At 43.0% G+C, this 19,555-nt stretch carries 11 protein-coding genes and 2 riboswitches; of the genes, 3 read left to right on the top strand and 8 right to left on the bottom strand.

Annotated features, from left to right (window positions below; genetic code table 11):
* Positions 1-7: 7 nt before the first annotated feature.
* The 7 genes from RT143_RS09265 to gcvT form a co-directional block, all read right to left on the bottom strand.
* Positions 8-1,399, bottom strand: a complete 1,392-nt coding sequence (locus tag RT143_RS09265; RefSeq protein WP_313092638.1) for a GntP family permease — start codon at positions 1,397-1,399, stop codon at positions 8-10.
* A 169-nt stretch (positions 1,400-1,568) separates the two neighbouring features.
* A complete protein-coding gene (gcvP, locus tag RT143_RS09260) occupies positions 1,569-4,451 on the bottom strand; it encodes an aminomethyl-transferring glycine dehydrogenase (RefSeq protein ID WP_313092637.1) in 2,883 nt (960 codons plus the stop codon).
* A gap of 108 nt (positions 4,452-4,559) precedes the next feature.
* Positions 4,560-4,784 (bottom strand): nitroreductase family protein, encoded by a 225-nt coding sequence (locus tag RT143_RS09255; protein ID WP_313092650.1) that lies wholly within the window; start codon positions 4,782-4,784, stop codon positions 4,560-4,562.
* 6 nt (positions 4,785-4,790) lie between these two features.
* On the bottom strand, positions 4,791-5,294 hold the full coding sequence (locus tag RT143_RS09250; protein WP_313092635.1) for a nitroreductase family protein: 504 nt from the start codon (positions 5,292-5,294) through the stop codon (positions 4,791-4,793).
* A 152-nt stretch (positions 5,295-5,446) separates the two neighbouring features.
* The gene (gene gcvH, locus RT143_RS09245; RefSeq protein WP_007115930.1) at positions 5,447-5,827 is read right to left on the bottom strand and encodes a glycine cleavage system protein GcvH; all 381 of its coding nucleotides are present in this window, start codon (positions 5,825-5,827) and stop codon (positions 5,447-5,449) included.
* 232 nt (positions 5,828-6,059) lie between these two features.
* Complete coding sequence (locus RT143_RS09240; protein WP_313092633.1) at positions 6,060-6,446, bottom strand: MliC family protein; 387 nt, start codon at positions 6,444-6,446, stop codon at positions 6,060-6,062.
* A gap of 113 nt (positions 6,447-6,559) precedes the next feature.
* Positions 6,560-7,693, bottom strand: coding sequence for a glycine cleavage system aminomethyltransferase GcvT (gene gcvT / locus RT143_RS09235; protein WP_313092632.1), 1,134 nt, complete (start codon positions 7,691-7,693; stop codon positions 6,560-6,562).
* A 127-nt stretch (positions 7,694-7,820) separates the two neighbouring features.
* Positions 7,821-7,960, bottom strand: a riboswitch (glycine riboswitch).
* A 31-nt stretch (positions 7,961-7,991) separates the two neighbouring features.
* Positions 7,992-8,108, bottom strand: a riboswitch (glycine riboswitch).
* A gap of 418 nt (positions 8,109-8,526) precedes the next feature.
* Here gcvT and RT143_RS09230 point away from each other — a divergent pair.
* Positions 8,527-8,979 carry a hypothetical protein gene (locus RT143_RS09230; protein ID WP_313092630.1) on the top strand — a complete coding sequence of 151 codons (453 nt, stop codon included), beginning with the start codon at positions 8,527-8,529 and terminating at the stop codon, positions 8,977-8,979.
* 94 nt (positions 8,980-9,073) lie between these two features.
* Positions 9,074-10,057 (top strand): Holliday junction branch migration DNA helicase RuvB, encoded by a 984-nt coding sequence (ruvB, locus tag RT143_RS09225; protein WP_062331309.1) that lies wholly within the window; start codon positions 9,074-9,076, stop codon positions 10,055-10,057.
* Between the two features lie 78 nt (positions 10,058-10,135).
* Here the strand turns inward: ruvB and RT143_RS09220 are convergent, their stop codons facing one another.
* The gene (locus RT143_RS09220; protein WP_313092628.1) at positions 10,136-18,121 is read right to left on the bottom strand and encodes a hypothetical protein; all 7,986 of its coding nucleotides are present in this window, start codon (positions 18,119-18,121) and stop codon (positions 10,136-10,138) included.
* 341 nt (positions 18,122-18,462) lie between these two features.
* Here RT143_RS09220 and RT143_RS09215 point away from each other — a divergent pair.
* Positions 18,463-19,555: hypothetical protein (locus tag RT143_RS09215; protein WP_313092626.1), on the top strand; the 1,093-nt coding region annotated here is incomplete at its 3' end.

Here is a 19,555-nt window from a genome sequence, read left to right as displayed (position 1 = left end):
AAACAGGTTAAAAAGAACCCAGCATGGTACCCAAAGCAATAACCACCGTCACCGCAATCAGCGGAATTGCCATCGTCACTATGGCGACATCTTTATAAGATTGCTTGTGAGTCAAATGACAAATGGCAAATAACGTAATCACCGCACCACTATGCGGCAGCGTGTCTAAGCCACCTGCTGCCATCACCGCTACACGATGCAATAACTCAGGATTTATCCCATGCGCCACTGCCTGTGCCAAATATTCTTTGCCTAAAATAGGCAGCGCGATACTCAAGCCGCCAGAAGAAGAACCGGTGATGCCCGCTAAGGTGGTCATAGCCACGGCTTCTGAGATTAATGGGTTATTGGGTGATAGATTTAACACGCTATCGCGTAACACCGCAAAACCCGCCAATGTTGCAATCACCGCACCATAACCGACTTCTGAGCCTGTATTAAAAATAGGTAACATGGAGCTATAAGTGCCTTTATTAAGACTGTGTTGCAAGTTCGTCCATTTGCCCAAACGCAGCACAATCAAGGCAATAATCGCGGTGACTAAAGCGATAATGATTGACCAAAGTCCCAAAGCACCCTTGATATCCAAGTCTTTAAACTGCGCTTGCAGTGCAGAGAAATCCATACTCGGAAAAACCGCGTACGTTAATAAGGCATTGATGCCGATGACCAATACCAAAGGAATCATCGCCACCATAAAGGAGGTATGATGGGGGTCTAGGTTATCAGCATGCACCTCATCATCTTCATGAATACCATATCCCTCGCCAGCCGTTTTGGCGCTATGGGCGCGTCGTTGCAGCCACAGCATGCCCAAACCAAACATCACGAGCGAACCAATAATACCCAATATGGGTGCAGCAAAGGCATTGGTACCATAATAGGGAATGGGAATGGCGTTTTGAATGGCCGGTGTCCCGGGTAACGCCGTCATGGTAAAGGTAAATGACCCTAACGCAATCGCTCCTGGAATTAGCCTTTTTGGCACCCCTGCTGCCTTGAACAAATCTTTAGCAATCGGATAAATGGCAAAAGCCACCACAAACAGCGACACACCGCCATAGGTTAAAATCGCACAGACCAAAACCACAGCTAGTATGGCTTTATTCGCGCCTAATTTACTAACCACCGTTCTGGCAATCGCTGTGGCAGCCCCAGAATCTGCCATGAGCTGACCAAACACTGCCCCGAGCAAAAATATGGGAAAAAACTTCAATAAAAAGCCACTCAACGCTTTCATAAAAACGGTGGTATAGATAGGTAGTGAGCTTAGAATATCGCCTGATAGCGCCACCGCTAGGGTGGCCATTAAGGGTGCTAAAATTAATACAGAATAGCCGCGATAGGCAAAATACATTAATAAAAATAGCGAAATAATAATCGCAATGGTACTAAACATAATGTCATCCTTGACTTATGATGGGTTTGAAGTCACGCGTGGTGATTACAATTTTTTTAAGTCCCCTGCATCATAGCAGAATTCTTTTGACTCGCAATTGGCTTTATAGCAAAAAGCCACACATTTTTGCATGGCTTTTGTAAAAAATACGGTAAAGATTGATTGAAGTTTACTCTGCGATTTCACCATTCTCATAGCTTGAGATATCAGGGCAAGAACAGATTAAGTTTTTGTCGCCATACACATCATCGATACGGCTCACCGATGGCCAAAACTTATTGTCGCGTACATAGGCGAGTGGATAGGCGGCTTCTTCACGGCTGTATGGACGATCCCATTCACCGGTCACCACTTGTGCAGTGTGTGGTGCGTTCACTAGCGGGTTGTTATCTGCTGGCCAGTCGCCGTTTTTAACTTTCATCGCCTCAGCTTTGATTTGAATTAAGGCTGAGATAAAGCGGTCTAGCTCTTCTTTGCTTTCTGACTCAGTCGGCTCAATCATCAAAGTACCTGCCACAGGGAAAGACATGGTTGGCGCATGAAAACCATAATCCATTAAGCGTTTGGCGATATCAACTTCGGTGATGCCTGTTTCGGCTTTTAGTGGGCGGATGTCAATGATACATTCATGGGCGACGCGACCATTTTCACCACTATAAAGTACAGGGTAATGGTCTTTTAATTTCATAGCGGTGTAATTGGCATTTAATAACGCAGCTTCTGTCGCTTGCACCAAGCCATCACGACCCATCATGGTGATATACATCCATGAGATAGGCAAGATGCTGGCTGAACCAAACGGGGCAGCCGATACCGCACTCATGCCATCTTGTGCATTGGGTACCGCAGATACGACATGATTGGCAATAAAAGGCGCCAAATGTGATTTCATGCCAATAGGACCCATGCCAGGACCACCGCCGCCGTGTGGAATACAGAAGGTTTTATGCAAATTCATGTGTAGGACGTCAGCACCGACATCCGCAGGCTGCATCATACTGACCTGCGCGTTCATGTTAGCGCCATCCATATAAACTTGACCGCCGTGTTGATGAATCAAGTCACAGATATCACGGATACCTTCTTCAAACACACCGTGCGTCGAAGGGTAAGTAATCATCAAGGCGCCCAGATTGTCGCTGTATTTTTCCGCTTTTTCAGTCAAGTCAGCAATATCAACGTTACCACGCTCATCGGTGGCTACCACGACAACTTCCATCCCCATCATCTGTGCCGTGGCAGGATTGGTGCCGTGTGCGGAGCGCGGAATCAGACAGATATGACGATTGGGTTGACCTAGGCTTTCATGATAACGACGAATCGCCAATAGTCCTGCGTACTCGCCTGATGCACCTGAATTTGGCTGCATAGAGATAGCGTCAAACCCTGTGATGGCTTTGAGTTGCTCTTGCAAGCCTTCAATCATTTCAATATAGCCGCCCACTTGTTCACGTGGTGCAAATGGGTGCACATTGGCAAATTCATTCCAAGTAATCGGTAGCATTTCGCTGGTGGCGTTAAGTTTCATCGTACAACTACCTAGCGAAATCATACTGTGATTCATCGCCAGGTCTTTGTTTTCTAGCTTTTTCAAATAACGCAGCATTTCATGTTCGGTGTGATAACGATTAAACACAGGATGAGTTAAAATCGCATCGGTACGTAGCAGTGACGCTGGCAAAGACAAGCTGATATCATCAGATAATTGAGCGGCTACGCCTGTAAATAACTGCGTGAGTACACCAAAATCCGCTGCGTCACTGGTTTCATTAAAGGCAATGGCGATATGGTTATCGTCTACTTTGCGCAGGTTATAGCCGATATTAAGGGCGTTTTGATAGATTTGCTCAGTTTGACCTTGGGTATTGATGAGCACGGTATCAAAAAACTGCTCATGCACAATCGACATACCAGCTTGTTTGATGGCTTGGGCAAAAGCGCTTGCTAACGCATGAATGCGGGTGGCGATACGTTTCACGCCTTCAGGACCGTGATACACCGCATACATCCCTGCCAAATTAGCCAGTAACACTTGCGATGTACAAATATTTGAGTTGGCTTTTTCGCGGCGGATATGTTGCTCACGGGTTTGTAGTGCCATACGCAAGGCTTGTTTACCTTGGGCATCCACTGATACGCCAATAATACGACCTGGGGCAGAGCGCTTGGCACTGTCTTTAAAGGCAAAATAAGCCGCGTGTGGACCACCAAAGCCCATCGGTACACCAAAACGCTGGGTGTTGCCCAGAGCCACATCCGCACCCATGCTGCCTGGTGATTTAAGAAGTACCAGACTCATCACATCCGCAGCAACGATTGTCTGCGTGCCTTTGGCTTTGACTGCACTGATGATATCTGTTAAATCAACCACATCGCCTTCGCTACCCACGTACTGGAAAATTGCGCCAAAGAAATCGCCCTGTTTAGCAACGTCGAAATCACCGACCACTATCTCCCAACCAAAATATTTGGCACGGGTTTTGATGACATCTAAGGTTTGAGGATAGATACGGCTATCAACAAAAAATTGGTTAGATTTACTTTTACCCACGCGTTTTGCCATCGCCATCGCTTCAGCCGCCGCCGTCGCTTCATCAAGCAAACTTGCGCCCGCCAATTCAAGACCTGATAAGTCAATACAAACTTGTTGGAAGTTAAGTAAAGCCTCTAAGCGACCTTGGGCAATCTCCGCTTGATAAGGGGTATAAGCTGTGTACCAGCCTGGGTTTTCAAGTACATTACGTTGAATCACCGCAGGTAGGCGAGTCGGATAATAGCCTAAGCCAATATAGCTTTTATTGACCTTGATTTTATCCGCCAAACCGCGCAATTTTGCCAAGGCATCATGCTCAGTCATACTGAGGGGTAAATCTAACTCTTTGCTAAGACGTACCGAAGCTGGCACCGTCTGTTCAATAAAGCTTGCCATGCTGTCAGCGCCGACGGCTTTTAGCATTGCTTCTTTTTCATCTTGGCTAATACCAACATGACGATGAATAAATTCTGATGATTGGAATAAATCAGCAAATGATTGAAAAGACGGTTGACTCATTCAAGTTTCCTTTAGCGTCTGATAAAACATTGAAAAAAAATAGCAGGTTTTGCCATGGCTACCATGACAAACATCGGTTGAATGGATAAAAATTACACTTTAACGGTATTACACCTTAACGATAAAGCGCTCACGCTCAAAACGGTATTGCTCACTATAGATACCACGCTCGTCGCGCTCACCGGCAGCAATCACCATACAAATATGCTGCTCTTCATTGAGGTCAAGCAATTTTTTGAGTTGTGGCTCGTCAAATCCCCCCATCGGGCAACTGTCAAAACCATGGGCACGCAAGGCGAGCATCAAATTCTCGGCAGCCAGTGACGTGCTAATGAGCGCCTAGTTTTTGAGATCGTCAGCATCATAGATGGGGTCAACCATCGCCCCTTTGACTTTGCGAGTGGCTTGCGTCAGCGCCCATTTGGCAGGGGTGAACACATTCATCACACCGCGCGTCATGGTCAGCGGAATGAGCTTGCCATAATAATCTTGCACGGGTTTTGGTACGGGTTTGACGGGAAAATATTTGATATTGTCTTTGGCATGTTGACGCCACGTGTCAGTACGAGCGACCACGACAATCAGCTTATTGGCGGTTTTTGCTGCATTTTGGCTCATACAATAGGTCACAGTTTTTTGGCGTTTTTCTTCAGATTCAATCACAAAAAATTGCCAAGGCTGTAAATTACTTGAGCTAGGCGCTAACATCGCCATATCGAGACAGGCGTTTAGCACCTCATCACTAATGGGCGTTTTGGTAAAGCGACGTACTGAACGGCGAGTGCTCACCACATCATAAAAACTGGCTTGTTTTGGGTCAGCAAGCGGGGTAAGTGTTGACATAGCAGCTCTCAAGTTAACAAAATAAAGGATACGTTCAAAATAAAGGATGCGTTACAGTTAATTGATAGGATAACAGACTAAGATAATCACGCGATTACCTTAGTGCTATGCTCTACAAAAAAGACGAGATAAAAACTATGAGATAAAGATAATTAAATGCTATCTTGGTACTCGTCTGCGTCCATCAAGCCTTGGTAATCATCGGCATTGTCTGGTTTGATTTTAAAGAACCAACCTTCGCCATAAGGGTCTTCATTAATGGTTTCTGGCGCATCTACCAAGGCTTCATTCACCGCTAGAATTTCACCAGCGATGGGGGCGTAGACATCGGAGGCAGCTTTCACCGATTCGACCACGGCAATTTCAGCATCCACGTCAACGTGTTCACCCACTTCAGGCAATTCAACATACACGATGTCACCGAGCAAGTCTTGGGCGTGGTGAGTAATACCAACGGTGATAGTGCCGTCTTCTTCTTGGCGTAACCATTCATGACTAGCCACATATTTTAAATCTGCTGGAATATTGCTCATAACTATTTTCCTCAAAGCGAAAGTAGGGGTGAAAATAAAAGGCTGTTAGCCAAGCAGTCACACTTGGCGCCTTTTTACTAACCAGTTTTAAAAAGCTTTATAATTCAAAGGTTTAATAATTTAAAAAGCTTAGTAATTTAACAAACTGAGTAACAAAAATTTGGTCGATACAATGTATATCGACCAAACTTAAAAACCAATTTAGCGGTTTAACTTCAACAAGTGAATCGGATTAAATAGCATTACACACAAAGTTATAATCACGACCTTGTGAGGTTACGGTTAACGCACCTTCTGCACCTTTAACACCCCAATCATACACAGTAGTTTTGGTGGCATTTGACAAGGTATAGCGGTTACCCGAGCCCGATACATCTTGTTTTAACACCATCGCCGCTTGGTTTAGACCGAGCATTGGCGAAGTGATTTTTAAATTAGCGACATTGCTGCCGTTTTCTTCACCATAGAATGCCACAACTTCAGTGTTGTTGTCACACTTAAAGGTTTGTGAATTTGCTTGAACTGCCAACACTTGTGATGGACTAGGCTGTGCAACTTGGGTTGAGGTACAGGCCGCCAAGCTTGCCAAAAACGGTACAACAAACAGTAATTTTTTCATGATTTTACCTTCTAAGTATGATGAATTTATTATGAGTTTTTCAAATTACGCTGACTAATTATTTGAATGTTGTTCATTAATAAGCGTTAAATCCATCATAACACGATAAAATCCTAGTTGAATTGTTTGTTGCCATTTCTAACAAACGGTAACGAAATGATACGTACTGGCGTCGGTGTGCCCCGCAAATCAACCGTGGCTGCCGTATCTGTCGTCTTTGGAATACGGGCAATCGCAATCGATTGTTTTAGGCTTGGGCTAAAAGTGCCGCTGGTGATTACCCCAGTTTTGCCATTGTCTAGCGTGACCGTCATGCCTTCACGCAGTACCCCACGTGACTCTAGCACTAAGCCTACTTGCATGACGTCATTACCCTCAGCAATCGCTTGGTCTTGTTTGGTTTGCATGGCTTGACGACCCACGAAATCCCGATCGTCTTTTACCGCTAACGTCCATGCCATACCGCATTCATACGGATTGATGGTTTCATCCATTTCATGACCGTACAAATTCATGCCCGCTTCAAGACGCAATGTATCACGGGCACCTAAGCCTGCTGGCGCGATGCCATGGTCTTTAAGTAAAGTAAAAAACGCTGAGGCTTGCGCTTGTGGCAAAATGACTTCAACGCCGTCTTCACCCGTGTAACCGGTACGCGCCACAAACCAATCTGCGCCTTCAATGGCGGTCAAATCTTTGCCCACAAATGGTTTTAAGGTAGCTAGGCTATCTGCCCAATTTGGTTTAGCTTGGCTCAGTTTCTGCAAGGCATTAGGACCTTGCACCGCAAGCATAGCAAGTTCTGGGCGCTCGGTAATGGTGACAGCAAAGTCTTTGGCGACTTTGTCAAACTGTGCCAAATCTTTATCACGGGTGGCGGCATTTGAGACGATGCGATACTCGGTCTCAGCATCGTTCATCCGGTAAACAATTAAGTCATCAATCACACCGCCGTTTTCGTTTAGCATGGCAGAGTAAAGCGCTTTACCGACAAATTTGAGTTTGGCGACATCATTGGCGAGCAATTTTTGCAGCCAAGCTTTGGCGTCTTTGCCGGCGATGTCAGTTACGACCATATGTGACACGTCAAACATGCCCGCATCCGTACGCACAACGTCATGCTCTTGAATCTGTGAGCCATAATGGATAGGCAATTCCCAACCAGAGAAGTCAACGATTTTGCCGTTGCTATCGATATGGGATTGATAAAAAGGGGTGCGGTTTAAAGGCTTGTCTGTGGCTGACATGGCAAATCCTTGAGTGGGTAAAATCAAATAACGGTTTGATGGTTTAATAGCGTGGGATAAAACGCTAAAACCAAACATCGCACATCAATAGAGCACTAAAACTAATCCAACCTGATGTCGGTAGCTATCAGCCCTATCTGTCCTGTTACCTGAGATTTTCAATCGACTTGTCAATTTCTTGTAGTATAGCTTATAGTACAGATAGACAAGTCAACCTTTTCCCCTTCGGTGGTATTGCAAAGCAATACACTCTCCAGATTTGTTATATTTTGATGCAGTGCATAGCACACTGCCAAAAATTACGATTCCAGTCCTTTTACCTGAGCGATTATAGGGTCTTTACGCCTTCGGTGATGGTTTTGGTATTTCATAATTTGATGAAAAACAAAACAACATTCTCTCCTGAAATCTTCGGTTATTATGCTGGGTTTTTAACTTTTTGACAAGCAAATTTGCACAGATTTTATGACCGCCTCATATTTTGGCAATACTGGATTATGAGCATTATTGTGTTATAGCAAATAAAGCCAAAAGCAAGTATGATTAAAGCCACTGATGAATATGAAACTTGAAGTATTTAAATAAAGTTAAAGTGTTTAAATAAAGTGCTTAAATAATTTTTGTGGTTTTGGGTTAAATTTTTGCGCGCTGACCCCATTAAAAGCAGAATAATTTAGCCTTTAACATTTTGAATATCTTTGAGTATTAACTCCAAATACCAAAAATTATTAACAGTCACTATTGATTAACAATGGGTAGATGAGCTGAGTTTTACCTTATTTTTTACCTTATAAAGATGGCATGATAACAGGAATAAAATAACGATGGACTTGATGAATATTTCGTTGGTAGGCATTTTAACCAGTTTAGCCATGGGGGGTACGTTGCCCGATGATAGCAAAACCCAACAGCAAGTGGCGCAAGTGTCGACTCATATTTTGCCAAATATCGCAGGACAGTGGCAGCTGCGACTTGATAAAACCGACACTGCGCAGCCAAGTTGCCAAGAGCGATATAATTTTGGGCGCGATCAACAATTTATCGGTTCAAGCGGTCAGGAATTTACGTACGGCAAATATTTGTACGCTGACACAGGGGATGGTTTACCTGCACTAGCGATTCAGACCCAATATGATAACAATGCAACAGACTGTTCTGGCAATCGCGTTGACCAGACGGGCGATATTTTGGTCGCTTATGTGAAACAGCAAGGCGAGCAGATGCAGTGGTGCAAGGACAGTCAAGGCACCCAATGTGCGATGACATTGTACCGTGTGTTACCCTAAATTTTTCTGCTTTTTCTCTGTACATCCCATAGCACTGGCAAGATTTGCCAGTGCTATTATTCCTGTTAAAACCTGCAACTAGTGTCAAATACTTATGATTCCACCTTTTTCAAGTGCCAATTCGCAGCAACGTCTGATTAGTCCGATGGGGCGCTCAGAAGACCAAAATGACAACAATATCCGTCCAGCGTTACTCGCTGAATATATCGGTCAGCCTGTGGTCAAAGAACAAATGGGCGTGTTTATCAACGCGGCATTATCGAGAAAAGAAGCGCTCGACCATACATTGATATTTGGACCGCCTGGACTGGGCAAAACCACACTCGCCAACATTATCGCCCGTGAGATGGGCGGTAATTTGCGCTCAACGTCTGGTCCTGTGCTTGAACGCGCGGGTGATTTGGCAGCGATGCTGACCAATCTAGAGCCTGGTGATGTGCTCTTTATTGATGAGATTCACCGTTTAAGCCCGATGATTGAAGAAATCTTGTATCCTGCGATGGAAGATTTTCAGCTTGATATTATGATTGGCGAAGGACCTGCTGCACGCTCCATAAAGCTTGATTTGCCGCCTTTTACTTTGGTGGCTGCGACTACCCGAGCAGGTTTGTTGACCTCGCCACTGCGGGACCGTTTTGGTATTGTACAGCGATTAGAGTTTTATAATGTGGAGGACTTAACGACCATTGTCACAAGATCGGCTGGATTGCTTAACGTGCCTATGACCAAAGAAGGGGCAGTGGAAGTCGCTAGACGTTCGCGCGGTACACCGCGTATTGCCAATCGGCTGCTACGCCGCGTACGTGATTATGCCCAAGTTAAAGGCGATGGCACCGTCACCGCTGAAATTGCGCATAGCGCACTCGATATGCTCGCAGTTGATAAACGCGGGCTTGATAATCTTGATAGACGTTATCTTGAGATGTTAGAAGAGCGTTTTAATGGCGGGCCTGCGGGGGTTGAGTCGATTGCAGCCGCACTCGCTGAAGATAGAGGCACGCTTGAGGATGTGATTGAGCCGTATCTGATTCAGCAAGGCTATATCGTACGCACCGCACGAGGGCGGATGTTGACTTAGTCTTTTGAATTTTTGCCAACAAAAACCCCTTACATTGTGTAAGGGGTTTTTGTTTGTCAAAGATTAATAGACCAATTATTAGTTGTTAGCTGAGAATGAGCAATAAGGCAGCATTGTAGAACTGACTAAAGTACCAAATGGACTTAGCGTATTAGGACGAATACCTTTATTGTCTTCAGTAATCACATCGTCATCAAGAACAGGGAGACTAATGTCGCGTTCCTGAGAGAATTCACTACCATCAACTTTTGTCGTTACTCGAACCGTCGCTGTCATCCACTCGGCATATTCTTTAACATAACGGATACTAAAGTCTAACTTACCTGTGGCATCAGTTTTGACAGTTTGGGTGCTAAGAATTTGCGTACCATTCGGGGCTAAAACTGTAATCGGATTTAATGGGGTCAACATACCATCGCCATTATAGTCTTCACTAGTATCTAATGTAGCATTTCTATTGAAATCTTCTGAAAGACAGTTGAAAGTACCACTCCATGGACTACCATTCATAAATGATTGGGTAATCCACTTAGCAGGTTGTTCTGGAATAGCATCCTTACCAACTGTGGTAATGGCGCCTGTTGTTGGATCTTTAACTTCAGGAATAGCAGCCACACCTGGTACTTTAGCGATAAATTTCCACATCCCCACACCATAGGTTTTTGGTACAACTGAGATGGAAACTTCTTGATTTACTGCTGGTTGACCGATGCTGTTATTGATAAAGATAGATCCCGCGCGGATATAATATATATTATCTGTAGTAGGTGCCACTTTGTCGGCAAACCCAAAACCAATCCATGCAGAGAAGTTTTGCACGGTGAAGCTGACATCTTGTGGTTGATAAGTTGGTGTTGTAGAAATTGGTAAAAGTTGATTATTTAACTTAATGTATTGAACGCGAGCCTGTACTTTTACGCCATTCACTGGTGTTGGTGTAGAGCCTGCAAAATAGCTTATGATTGCATTACCTGCCTCATCTGTAATTGCTGTGCCAGTGGATAGCTTGCCACTTGAAGCATCTTGAAGTAGTGTAAAGTCAACGATGGCATTTTTGACAGGCGCATCTTTGTTATCTCGAACTGTGGCAATAATTTTGGTTTCACCATTGGTACTGACCGTAGTATTGATAACTTGAGTTAGCACTTTAGTGACCTTATCAGTGATAAAAGTTATATTTTTCTCAAGTTGTTTAGCGCCATTATATTCAACAGTTAGTGTAGCCACACCTGGAGAAATGGATTCCATATTATCAAATATAACTTTGCCACCTTGAGCTTTACTCTCAACTCGAGATTCGTACCGAATGTTATCAGTACCATCCGCATTTTTAGTGACAATCTTACGCCCGCCTTTATTGGTAGTTAAATAGATGGTTGTACCATCAGCCACGGTATTAGGCAAGTCAATAGTAATAGTTGCTGGTGTGTCAACTTTTACTTCATCACCTACAATACCATTTTGTGTGACGGTCAGGCTTAGATTGGTTTCGGTTACTTTCGTCAATGAGCCCAAATTATAAGGTTGAGAGACAAGATTTGGATTATTAGCATCGATGATTCTAGCTTGTAAATTGAAATTAGTTGTAGCAGTTGGCAGCTGTGAACCGTTTAAGGTAAAAGTAAATTTACCATTAGTATCTGTTGTTACTGGTGTCACTGCTAAAGTAGCACCATCATTCAATAATTGGATTGATTGATTCGCAAGGGGCTTATCGTTACCATCAACTGCAACGCCAGATACAATAACGGTGTCACTAGCACTATTGGTAATGACAGATTTGGATATGAAAGTATCTTTGATATTGGTACCTGTTACGGTAAAGTCTATCGTTTGCTCGACTTGCTGATAAACGCCATCATTCACAATGACACGTACTTTTGCGCTATGGTCAAGTTTTGAAACCAGCCCAATATCACTTTGCACCAAATCTACTTGTACAAAGCCATTGGCATCGGTCACTAGATTCGATGCTTTACTAAAAGTAATACCTTTATCGATACCTTCTAAGATTTGCAGTTGGACTGGCACACCCGCTTTAATGCCGCCATTAGTATCAGTAACTTTAATACCTAGAGTAGATGTATCGGTTGCCGTTCTTAGAATAGTTTTTGATGGACTAACAAATAATTTATACGCTTGTGTATTAGCATTGCTCGTCGCACCGCGTACCGTGGTGGTAGCTGCAGATGTGCCAGACTGGGCATAAATAATCACACCATTTTGTAAAGCAGTCGTTGCTTTTGCCAAATCTTTGACTTCAAGTTCAATGGTTGCTTCACCATTGGCGTTGGTATTGACAACCGCACCTGTGTTATTGACTAGACCAGAATCTGTTGGGACTTTAAAGCTGACTTGTGCATTTGGCACAACGGCGCCGTTTTTATCCATCGCAAGCGCGGTGACTTTAACTTTTGAGCCAACAGCCAATTGAATTGCTGAATCACTGGTTAATAGCAATGAGTTGACGCTATTGGCCGTAATCGCTTCTTGGGTTCTTAAGGTGACCGTTGAGCTAGTGATAGCACCGGCAGTTGCCTTAAATGATAGACCACTGGTTTGTAGATAATATTTTTGGTCTGGGGTGAGCGCACCGACTTTTAAGGTTAATACCGCTTCACCATTGGCATCGGTGGTTGCCTGAAGTGGGGTGGTATTAGTTATACCCGTTGCAGCTGCCGCATCCAATAGCGTAAAGCTGACAGGCATGTTCGCTAGGCTGAAATTTTTGGCATCACGCACTTGGGCAGTCACGTTGATTGTATCACCATTATTGGTAGTTAGCGTATTAACATCTGTAACCAAATTGACTTTAGCAATGTCATTCACTGTCGGTTGTGAGGCGGTTTTGGTGAGAGGTACATTGAGTGTTTGTGTTACATTACCGTTAGATACGGCTGTTACCATATAGCCACTTGCAATCAATTTTTCCGCTTTGGCTGGGTCTATCACGCGTAAACGGATATAAGCTGTCCCCTTAGGGATAATTACTGCTCGCTCGCCAATCATCGGCTCTACAGGTGCAGCGACTTCACTGGTCAATACTGTAGAAGGCGATAAGCTCACAATGCCAGTGGTTGTCGGGTCTGGTAGGTTGAAAGTAACAGGCGCATTGGTAACAGCACCGTTTTGAGCATCGACTGTGTGAGCCATCACAATGAACTCATTGCCTTGGCTCAATACGACTGGCGTATTTGGGAAATTCTCTAAGACCACTTTATCAATGCTCACTTCATTGACGGCTTTGGCTTTTAGCGTGATTTCACCTACAGCGCCACTTGGGGCAGTGACTTTAACTTTTAGACCATTTTGTAGATAGGCTTTTTGGCTAGCGGTTAATAAGTTTTTGACTTCTAAATCGATACTGGCTTCGCCTTTTTCGTCCGTTTTCACGGTTGTACCCGTGATATTAAAGACATTAGTCAACGCTGGATCTGGAATGCTAAATGTCAAATCACTGGCAGCGACGCCGCCAAAGTTACCATTCAATGCAGAAGCAGTCACATGGACTTTAGAGCCTGCCATCATCAAAATATCATCTCTATCAGCGGTGACAGCGATAGAGGTAATGACGCTATCAATCCCTGCATCTCTGGCAGTGAGTTTAATCGGATTAATTTTGGTGCCATTTGGTACTGTCGCGTTGACTACTAAACCATTGGTAAGTAGATAATTACGTTGGGTTTTTGATAAAGAGTCAATACGTAGCTTGATAACGGCTTTGCCTTGCGTATCGGTAGTAACCGTTGACCCTGATAAATTAGCAATACCCGTTGATTCCAACCCTGGCAATGAGAAAGTGACAGGTACTTTGCTCAATGGACCCTGATTGGCATCTGCTACCGACGCAGTAATATCAAAGGTAGTACCCACGGTCAAATCGAAAATATTATTAGATAAACTACTACTCAATGCACCTTGTTTGACTAACGCAATATTAGCTTCGACTGGCACTGCTGAAGGATCGATGCCTTTTAAGGTGATATTACCTTTAACGTCAACTGGTGTCGTGTTCATGGTATTCTTAGATACCGCTTGGATGCTGATACCGTTTTGAATCAGGTAGTCTTTGGCAGCTGTCGATTTGACTTCTAGCTCAATCGTGGCTTCACCACTGGCATTAGTGGTGATATTTGAGGTATCAGAAACTGCATACACACCCGATACGGATGGGTTAGTTAGCAGATTGAATTCAACAGGTGCCCCGCCAATACCAGTATTATTACCATTGAGTACTGACGCAGTCACAGTGAAGCGTTCGCCAATTTTGATATTAAATGGATTAACGGGTGATGTTAATTTGACCGATTTGACATCAAGGCGTTTGACACTGGTATCCACGCCTTTTAATATTAAGGCAGGTGCAGCTTTACCGTTGGATGTGGCATTGATGGTAAAACCGTTAAGTAATGCTTGTTTTTGCGCATCTGTAAGCGATTTCACCTCTAAAGTAATGACCGCTTCACCCTTATCATCTGTTAATACCGTAGAAGCGGATAAACTGGCTACACCTGTATCTGCAAAGCTTGGCAGAGTAAACGTGACAGGCGTGTTTTTAACCACACCTTTTTGGTCGTCTAATACAGTAGCGACCACTTTAACTTGGCTACCAATGGTTAAAGGAATATTTGAGCCTGTTAGATTAACTGTGCTTACCGATACTTCATTGGCCGCTTTGGCAGCAAGATTAATAACACCTTGTCGACCATTTTGTGCGGCTACAGTTACATTTAAACCATTTAAAAGTGCCGCTTTCTGAGTATCGGTCAAGGTTGTTTTAACTTCAAGGTCAATAATGGCTTCGCCTTTGTCATCAGTAGTAACGGTAGAGCCGCTTAAATTAAAGACACCTGTTAATGCTGGATTTGGAATATTGACGGTTAGGTTTTGGCCTTTAATCCCACCGAAATTCTTGTCAAGTGCAACAGCGGTGACACGTACACGACTACCTGCCGCCATAATAATATTGTTGGAATCAGCCGTAACTGAAATTGAATCAATTGTATTATCAGGCGTCATAACGTTTTTAGCAGAGAGCTGTAGCGGTGAAATTACTGTACCATTAGGCACTGCGGCTTTAACTGTCAAGCCATTGGTAAGTATATAGTTACGTTGGTCTGCAGACAATGATTTAATTTCAAGATTAATGATTGCTTCACCATTGGCATTGGTGACGATGGTAGAACCTGACAGATTAGCGATACCTGTTTTATCTAAATCAGGTAAGGTAAAACTAACAGGTACACCATCTAATTTGCCATTGTTAGCATCTGCGATGGATGCTGTGATTGACAGCTTATTCCCTACCGTCAGATCAAATGGGTTCACGCTAGATACCAATAAAGCTTTACTGACTTTAGCAATATTGGCACTTAACGTTGGATCGGTGCCAAGAATAGTTTTCTTGCCGCTGATATCAGCAGGTGGATTATTTAACGTGTTTTTAGCAATCGCAGTGATAGTTACGCCATCAGTTAACAGTAATTGCTTAGCGGCTTCTGACTTAACTTCAAGCTCAATAGTCGCCTCACCATTTACGTTGGTAATAACATTGGTCGTATCAGAGACAGCATAAACACCAGTCAAACTAGGATTATCAATAGTAAACTCAACAGGAGCGCCACCTATACCTGTATTGTTAGCACCTAATACAGATGCAGTAACCGTAAATCGCTCTCCTGTTTTGATATTAAATTTACTGATAGGGCTTGATAAATTGACTGCTTTTACATCAAAGCGCTTGATAGTATCCATGCCTGTTAAAGTAAGCGCAGGTGCCACTTTACCATTGGCAGTGGCATTAATGGTAAAGCCTTTTAATAAGTTGGCTCTTTGGGTATCAGTCAGCGACTGAACTTGCAATGTAATAATAGCCTGACCCTTATCATCGGTAATAATGGTTGATGGCGACAAACTTGTCACACCATAATCCGCTAAAGATGGTAGGCTAAAAGTTACTGGTGAGTTGGCAATGGTACCGTTTTGTGCATCGCTCACATTAGCAGTAACTGTGAACTGGCTACCCACAGATAGGGGAATATTGGTGACATTGGAAGTTAAGTTAACATTTGAAACTACGACATCATTGACTGCTTTTGCCGATAATTTGAGTTGACTAGTTTTGCCATTGGCGGCAGTGATATCAACTACCAAACCATTAGCCAGTGCCTGTTTTTGTGCAGCAGTTAAGGCAGATTTGATTTGTAGGTTAAAAATCGCTTCGCCTTTTGAGTCAGTGGTAATCGTTGAGCCTGTAATATTGTACACGCCCGTAGCTGATGGGTCTGGAATTTTAACCGTTAGAGTCTGATTGGCCAATCCACCAAAATTTTTGTCCAGTGCAATGGCAGTGACTTTTACAGTGCTACCCGCTGTCATCAAAATATTATCGCTATCTGCTACGACTGAAACACTTTCAACCGTAACAGGAAGGGTGGAAGATTGTTTCGCTGATAATTTTATAGGTGCAACACTAGTACCATTAGCAACTGATGCGTTAACAGTTAAACCATTACTCATTAAGTAACTACGTTGAGTTGCATTAAGAGAGGTAAGGGATAAATTAATAGTGGCCTTGCCTTGGGCATCAGTGGTGACTGTTGAGCCCGACAAATTAGCGATACCCGTTTGATCTAGTCCAGGTAAGGTAAATGTCACTGGTACGTTAGCTAACGCACCTTGAGATGCATCTAACACATTGGCAGTCACAGTAAAGGTATTACCGACTGTTAAATCAAACTCGTTGTTAGTAAGACTAGAAGAAAGACCGACTTTTGAAACCTTAGTAATATTTTCATTAAATGCGGGGTCTTTACCCAAGATATTTAATTTATTTGTTACATCAACAGGGGTAGTGCCAGTCGTATTTTTTGCAGTGGCTGTGATATTAATGCCCTGTGACAATAGTTTGGCTTTAGCAGCTTCAGATTTTACTTCTAGTTCAATGGTCGCCTCGCCACTGGCATTTGTTACGACATTAGAGGTATCAGAGACCGCATAAACACCTGTCGCACTTGGATCATCAAGTTTAAATTGGACAGGTACACCACCTAGACCAGTGTTTGAACTATTTAACACTGAAGCAGTAACTGTGAATTTTTCACCAACTTGTACATTAAAGTTAGGCTTTGGTGTCGTTAGATTGACCTTTTGCACATCTAGCTTAGTCGTCGTAGTACCTTGCTCGGCTCCCTTTAAATTAATAGTATTAGATGCAACACTGCCTGTTCTCGCAGTTGAGTTAATAGTTAATCCAGTATTTAACAGATAACTTATTTGTTCATTTGACAAGGATTTGAGCTCTAACTCTAAATTTGCTTCACCTCGGTCATTGGTTAACACACTTAAATTACTATTAGCAAAAATACCACTAAGAACTGAATTTCCAATATTAAAATCGATGGTCGTGTTCGGAATGATATTATTGTCTTTATCCACTGCCAATGCCGTAACATTAACTTTCGTACCTTTTACTAACGCGATATTTTGGCTGTCGCTAATTAATAATAAATTACTGACAGTCACGGTAGGCGTTGGGGTCGTGGTATTAACATCGGTGCCTTTTAGGGTTTTACTTGTTGAAACTGTACCTACTGTGGTAGTCACAACCAAACCATTTTGTTTTAAATAATTTTTTTGATCATTGGTCAAAGACTTAATATCAAGTTTGATAACCGCTTTACCCGTGTCATCAGTGACTAAATTTGGACTAATTCCACTAAACACGCCTGTTACGCTTGGGTCTGTAATCTGTACACTGACCGGTACACTAGCAACACCGATATTGTTACTGTTTAAGGCATAGACAGTTAACTCTACACTATCGCCAACATTCATATAAAAGTCAGAACTGGTACTGACTAATTGAACTTTTTTAACACTGGCAAGATTGGTCGTAGTGGTCGAATCTGTACCGGTACTTGGGTTAGTGACACTGACCGTACCTGTTTTCACAGGCGGCGGCAATGTATCATTACCACCACCACCGCCACAACCAGCGAGGGCAAGTGCGGTCGTCAATGCAGAGAGTTGAAAGGATTTGATTAGGTTGGTAGAGATAGCCATAAAGTTATCCTAAAGTGAGTAAGGCTGCTAAATAAATCGATAGAGATAAATAGAATCAGAAAAAATTACCAATTTTTCGATGAGCAGAAAATGTTACGTGATTGATGCTAAAATATAATTTTTGATGCTATCTACTTTACTAATTTTGCACAAAAGTTACAACAAATTCTAATCATAATTTGATGAATTTAATCGAATTGAAATTATAAATTATCAACAAGATTTCTAAATTTAACGCTATTTTTTTAGAGGGCGTATAAAGAAGTTGCCCTACATCTACGATATTGCTAAAAACTCACTAATCACCCCAATGCCAAAAAATGTAAATTAAGTGACAAAAAATGCTGTCAAAAAAACTTTCAACGCCTTTTAATATCATTGACCATATATCGTTATATCATTTTTGGGCAAACGCTCTGCCGCCATTGCTACCGATAATAGCAGATGGGTCGCACGTATCAATTTGTCATCTCAAAAAAGTGCTGCCTGAGCTGTTAAAAGTCATGCTGTATCAGTTATCGGCAAAAATTCAGCAAAATCCGTCGTTGACCCATCGAACTTTGCCGCAGGTAACAGATAAAAATAGTTTTACCGCCGAATTTTCAACTGCTTTAGTTACAAAAAATTTGACTGAAAACGGCATTAATTTTGTAACTCTAAAACAACTGTCTAAAAGTAGCCCATCGATTTTTGAGCAATTGTTTTATGATGAAACCCAAAAAACGATGATTGCCGGCGTGCTACTGGAAAAAACCCATCTGCCTTTAGATAAGCTGTTAACTATTTGGCAGACCATCACTGCATTGGCGTTGATAAATTTGGCAGATATGATAAGTTCGCTACAAAACACCATAGACTCAGGGCAGATTACTGAGTGGCTTGCGATGCAGCCCGTTTTTTTTATGTCACCACAAGATACGGGGCTGATAAATGCAGTGGGTTTTAGGCGCGCTGTCAGTTTTCAAGCAATACAACAACAGCAATTAAAATGGTCAAAAATTCAAAATATTGCGGACTTGCCTGTCTATCAACAGCATATTGTCCAGCAAATGACTATTTATAAAGCGTCCAATTTTTTTAACATTGCGCCAATGACCATCCCGCATGCTCACTTCAATCAACATGTGACTTCAAACGCTAACCGCCAAATAAATAAAGCGGTGAGGTCAAACGCACAAACAGCGCTTTCAACCAGCGATATTTTTGCCAAACCGCAAGTTCGCAAACCTGCGCATTGGATAGATAAGCTACAAAAAAATTGGATTGCGACCGCCACTGTATTGTCTGTCGCCGTTTTTGGCGGAATAGGGGCGTTGGTGAGCGTCAAAGATAAGCCTGCCGCCACCCAACCATCGGCAGAAATATCAGTGGCACAACCGGTTTATCACGATGTGGCGATAGTAAAAGTCGCCTCGACACCGAGTACAGTGACCA

Source organism: Moraxella sp. CTOTU48268 (genome assembly GCF_032069585.1).
Taxonomy (GTDB): Bacteria; Pseudomonadota; Gammaproteobacteria; order Pseudomonadales; family Moraxellaceae; genus Faucicola; species Faucicola cinerea.
The sequence above is the reverse complement of the archived record's forward strand: the minus strand, read 5'-3'. Positions and strand labels throughout refer to the sequence as shown.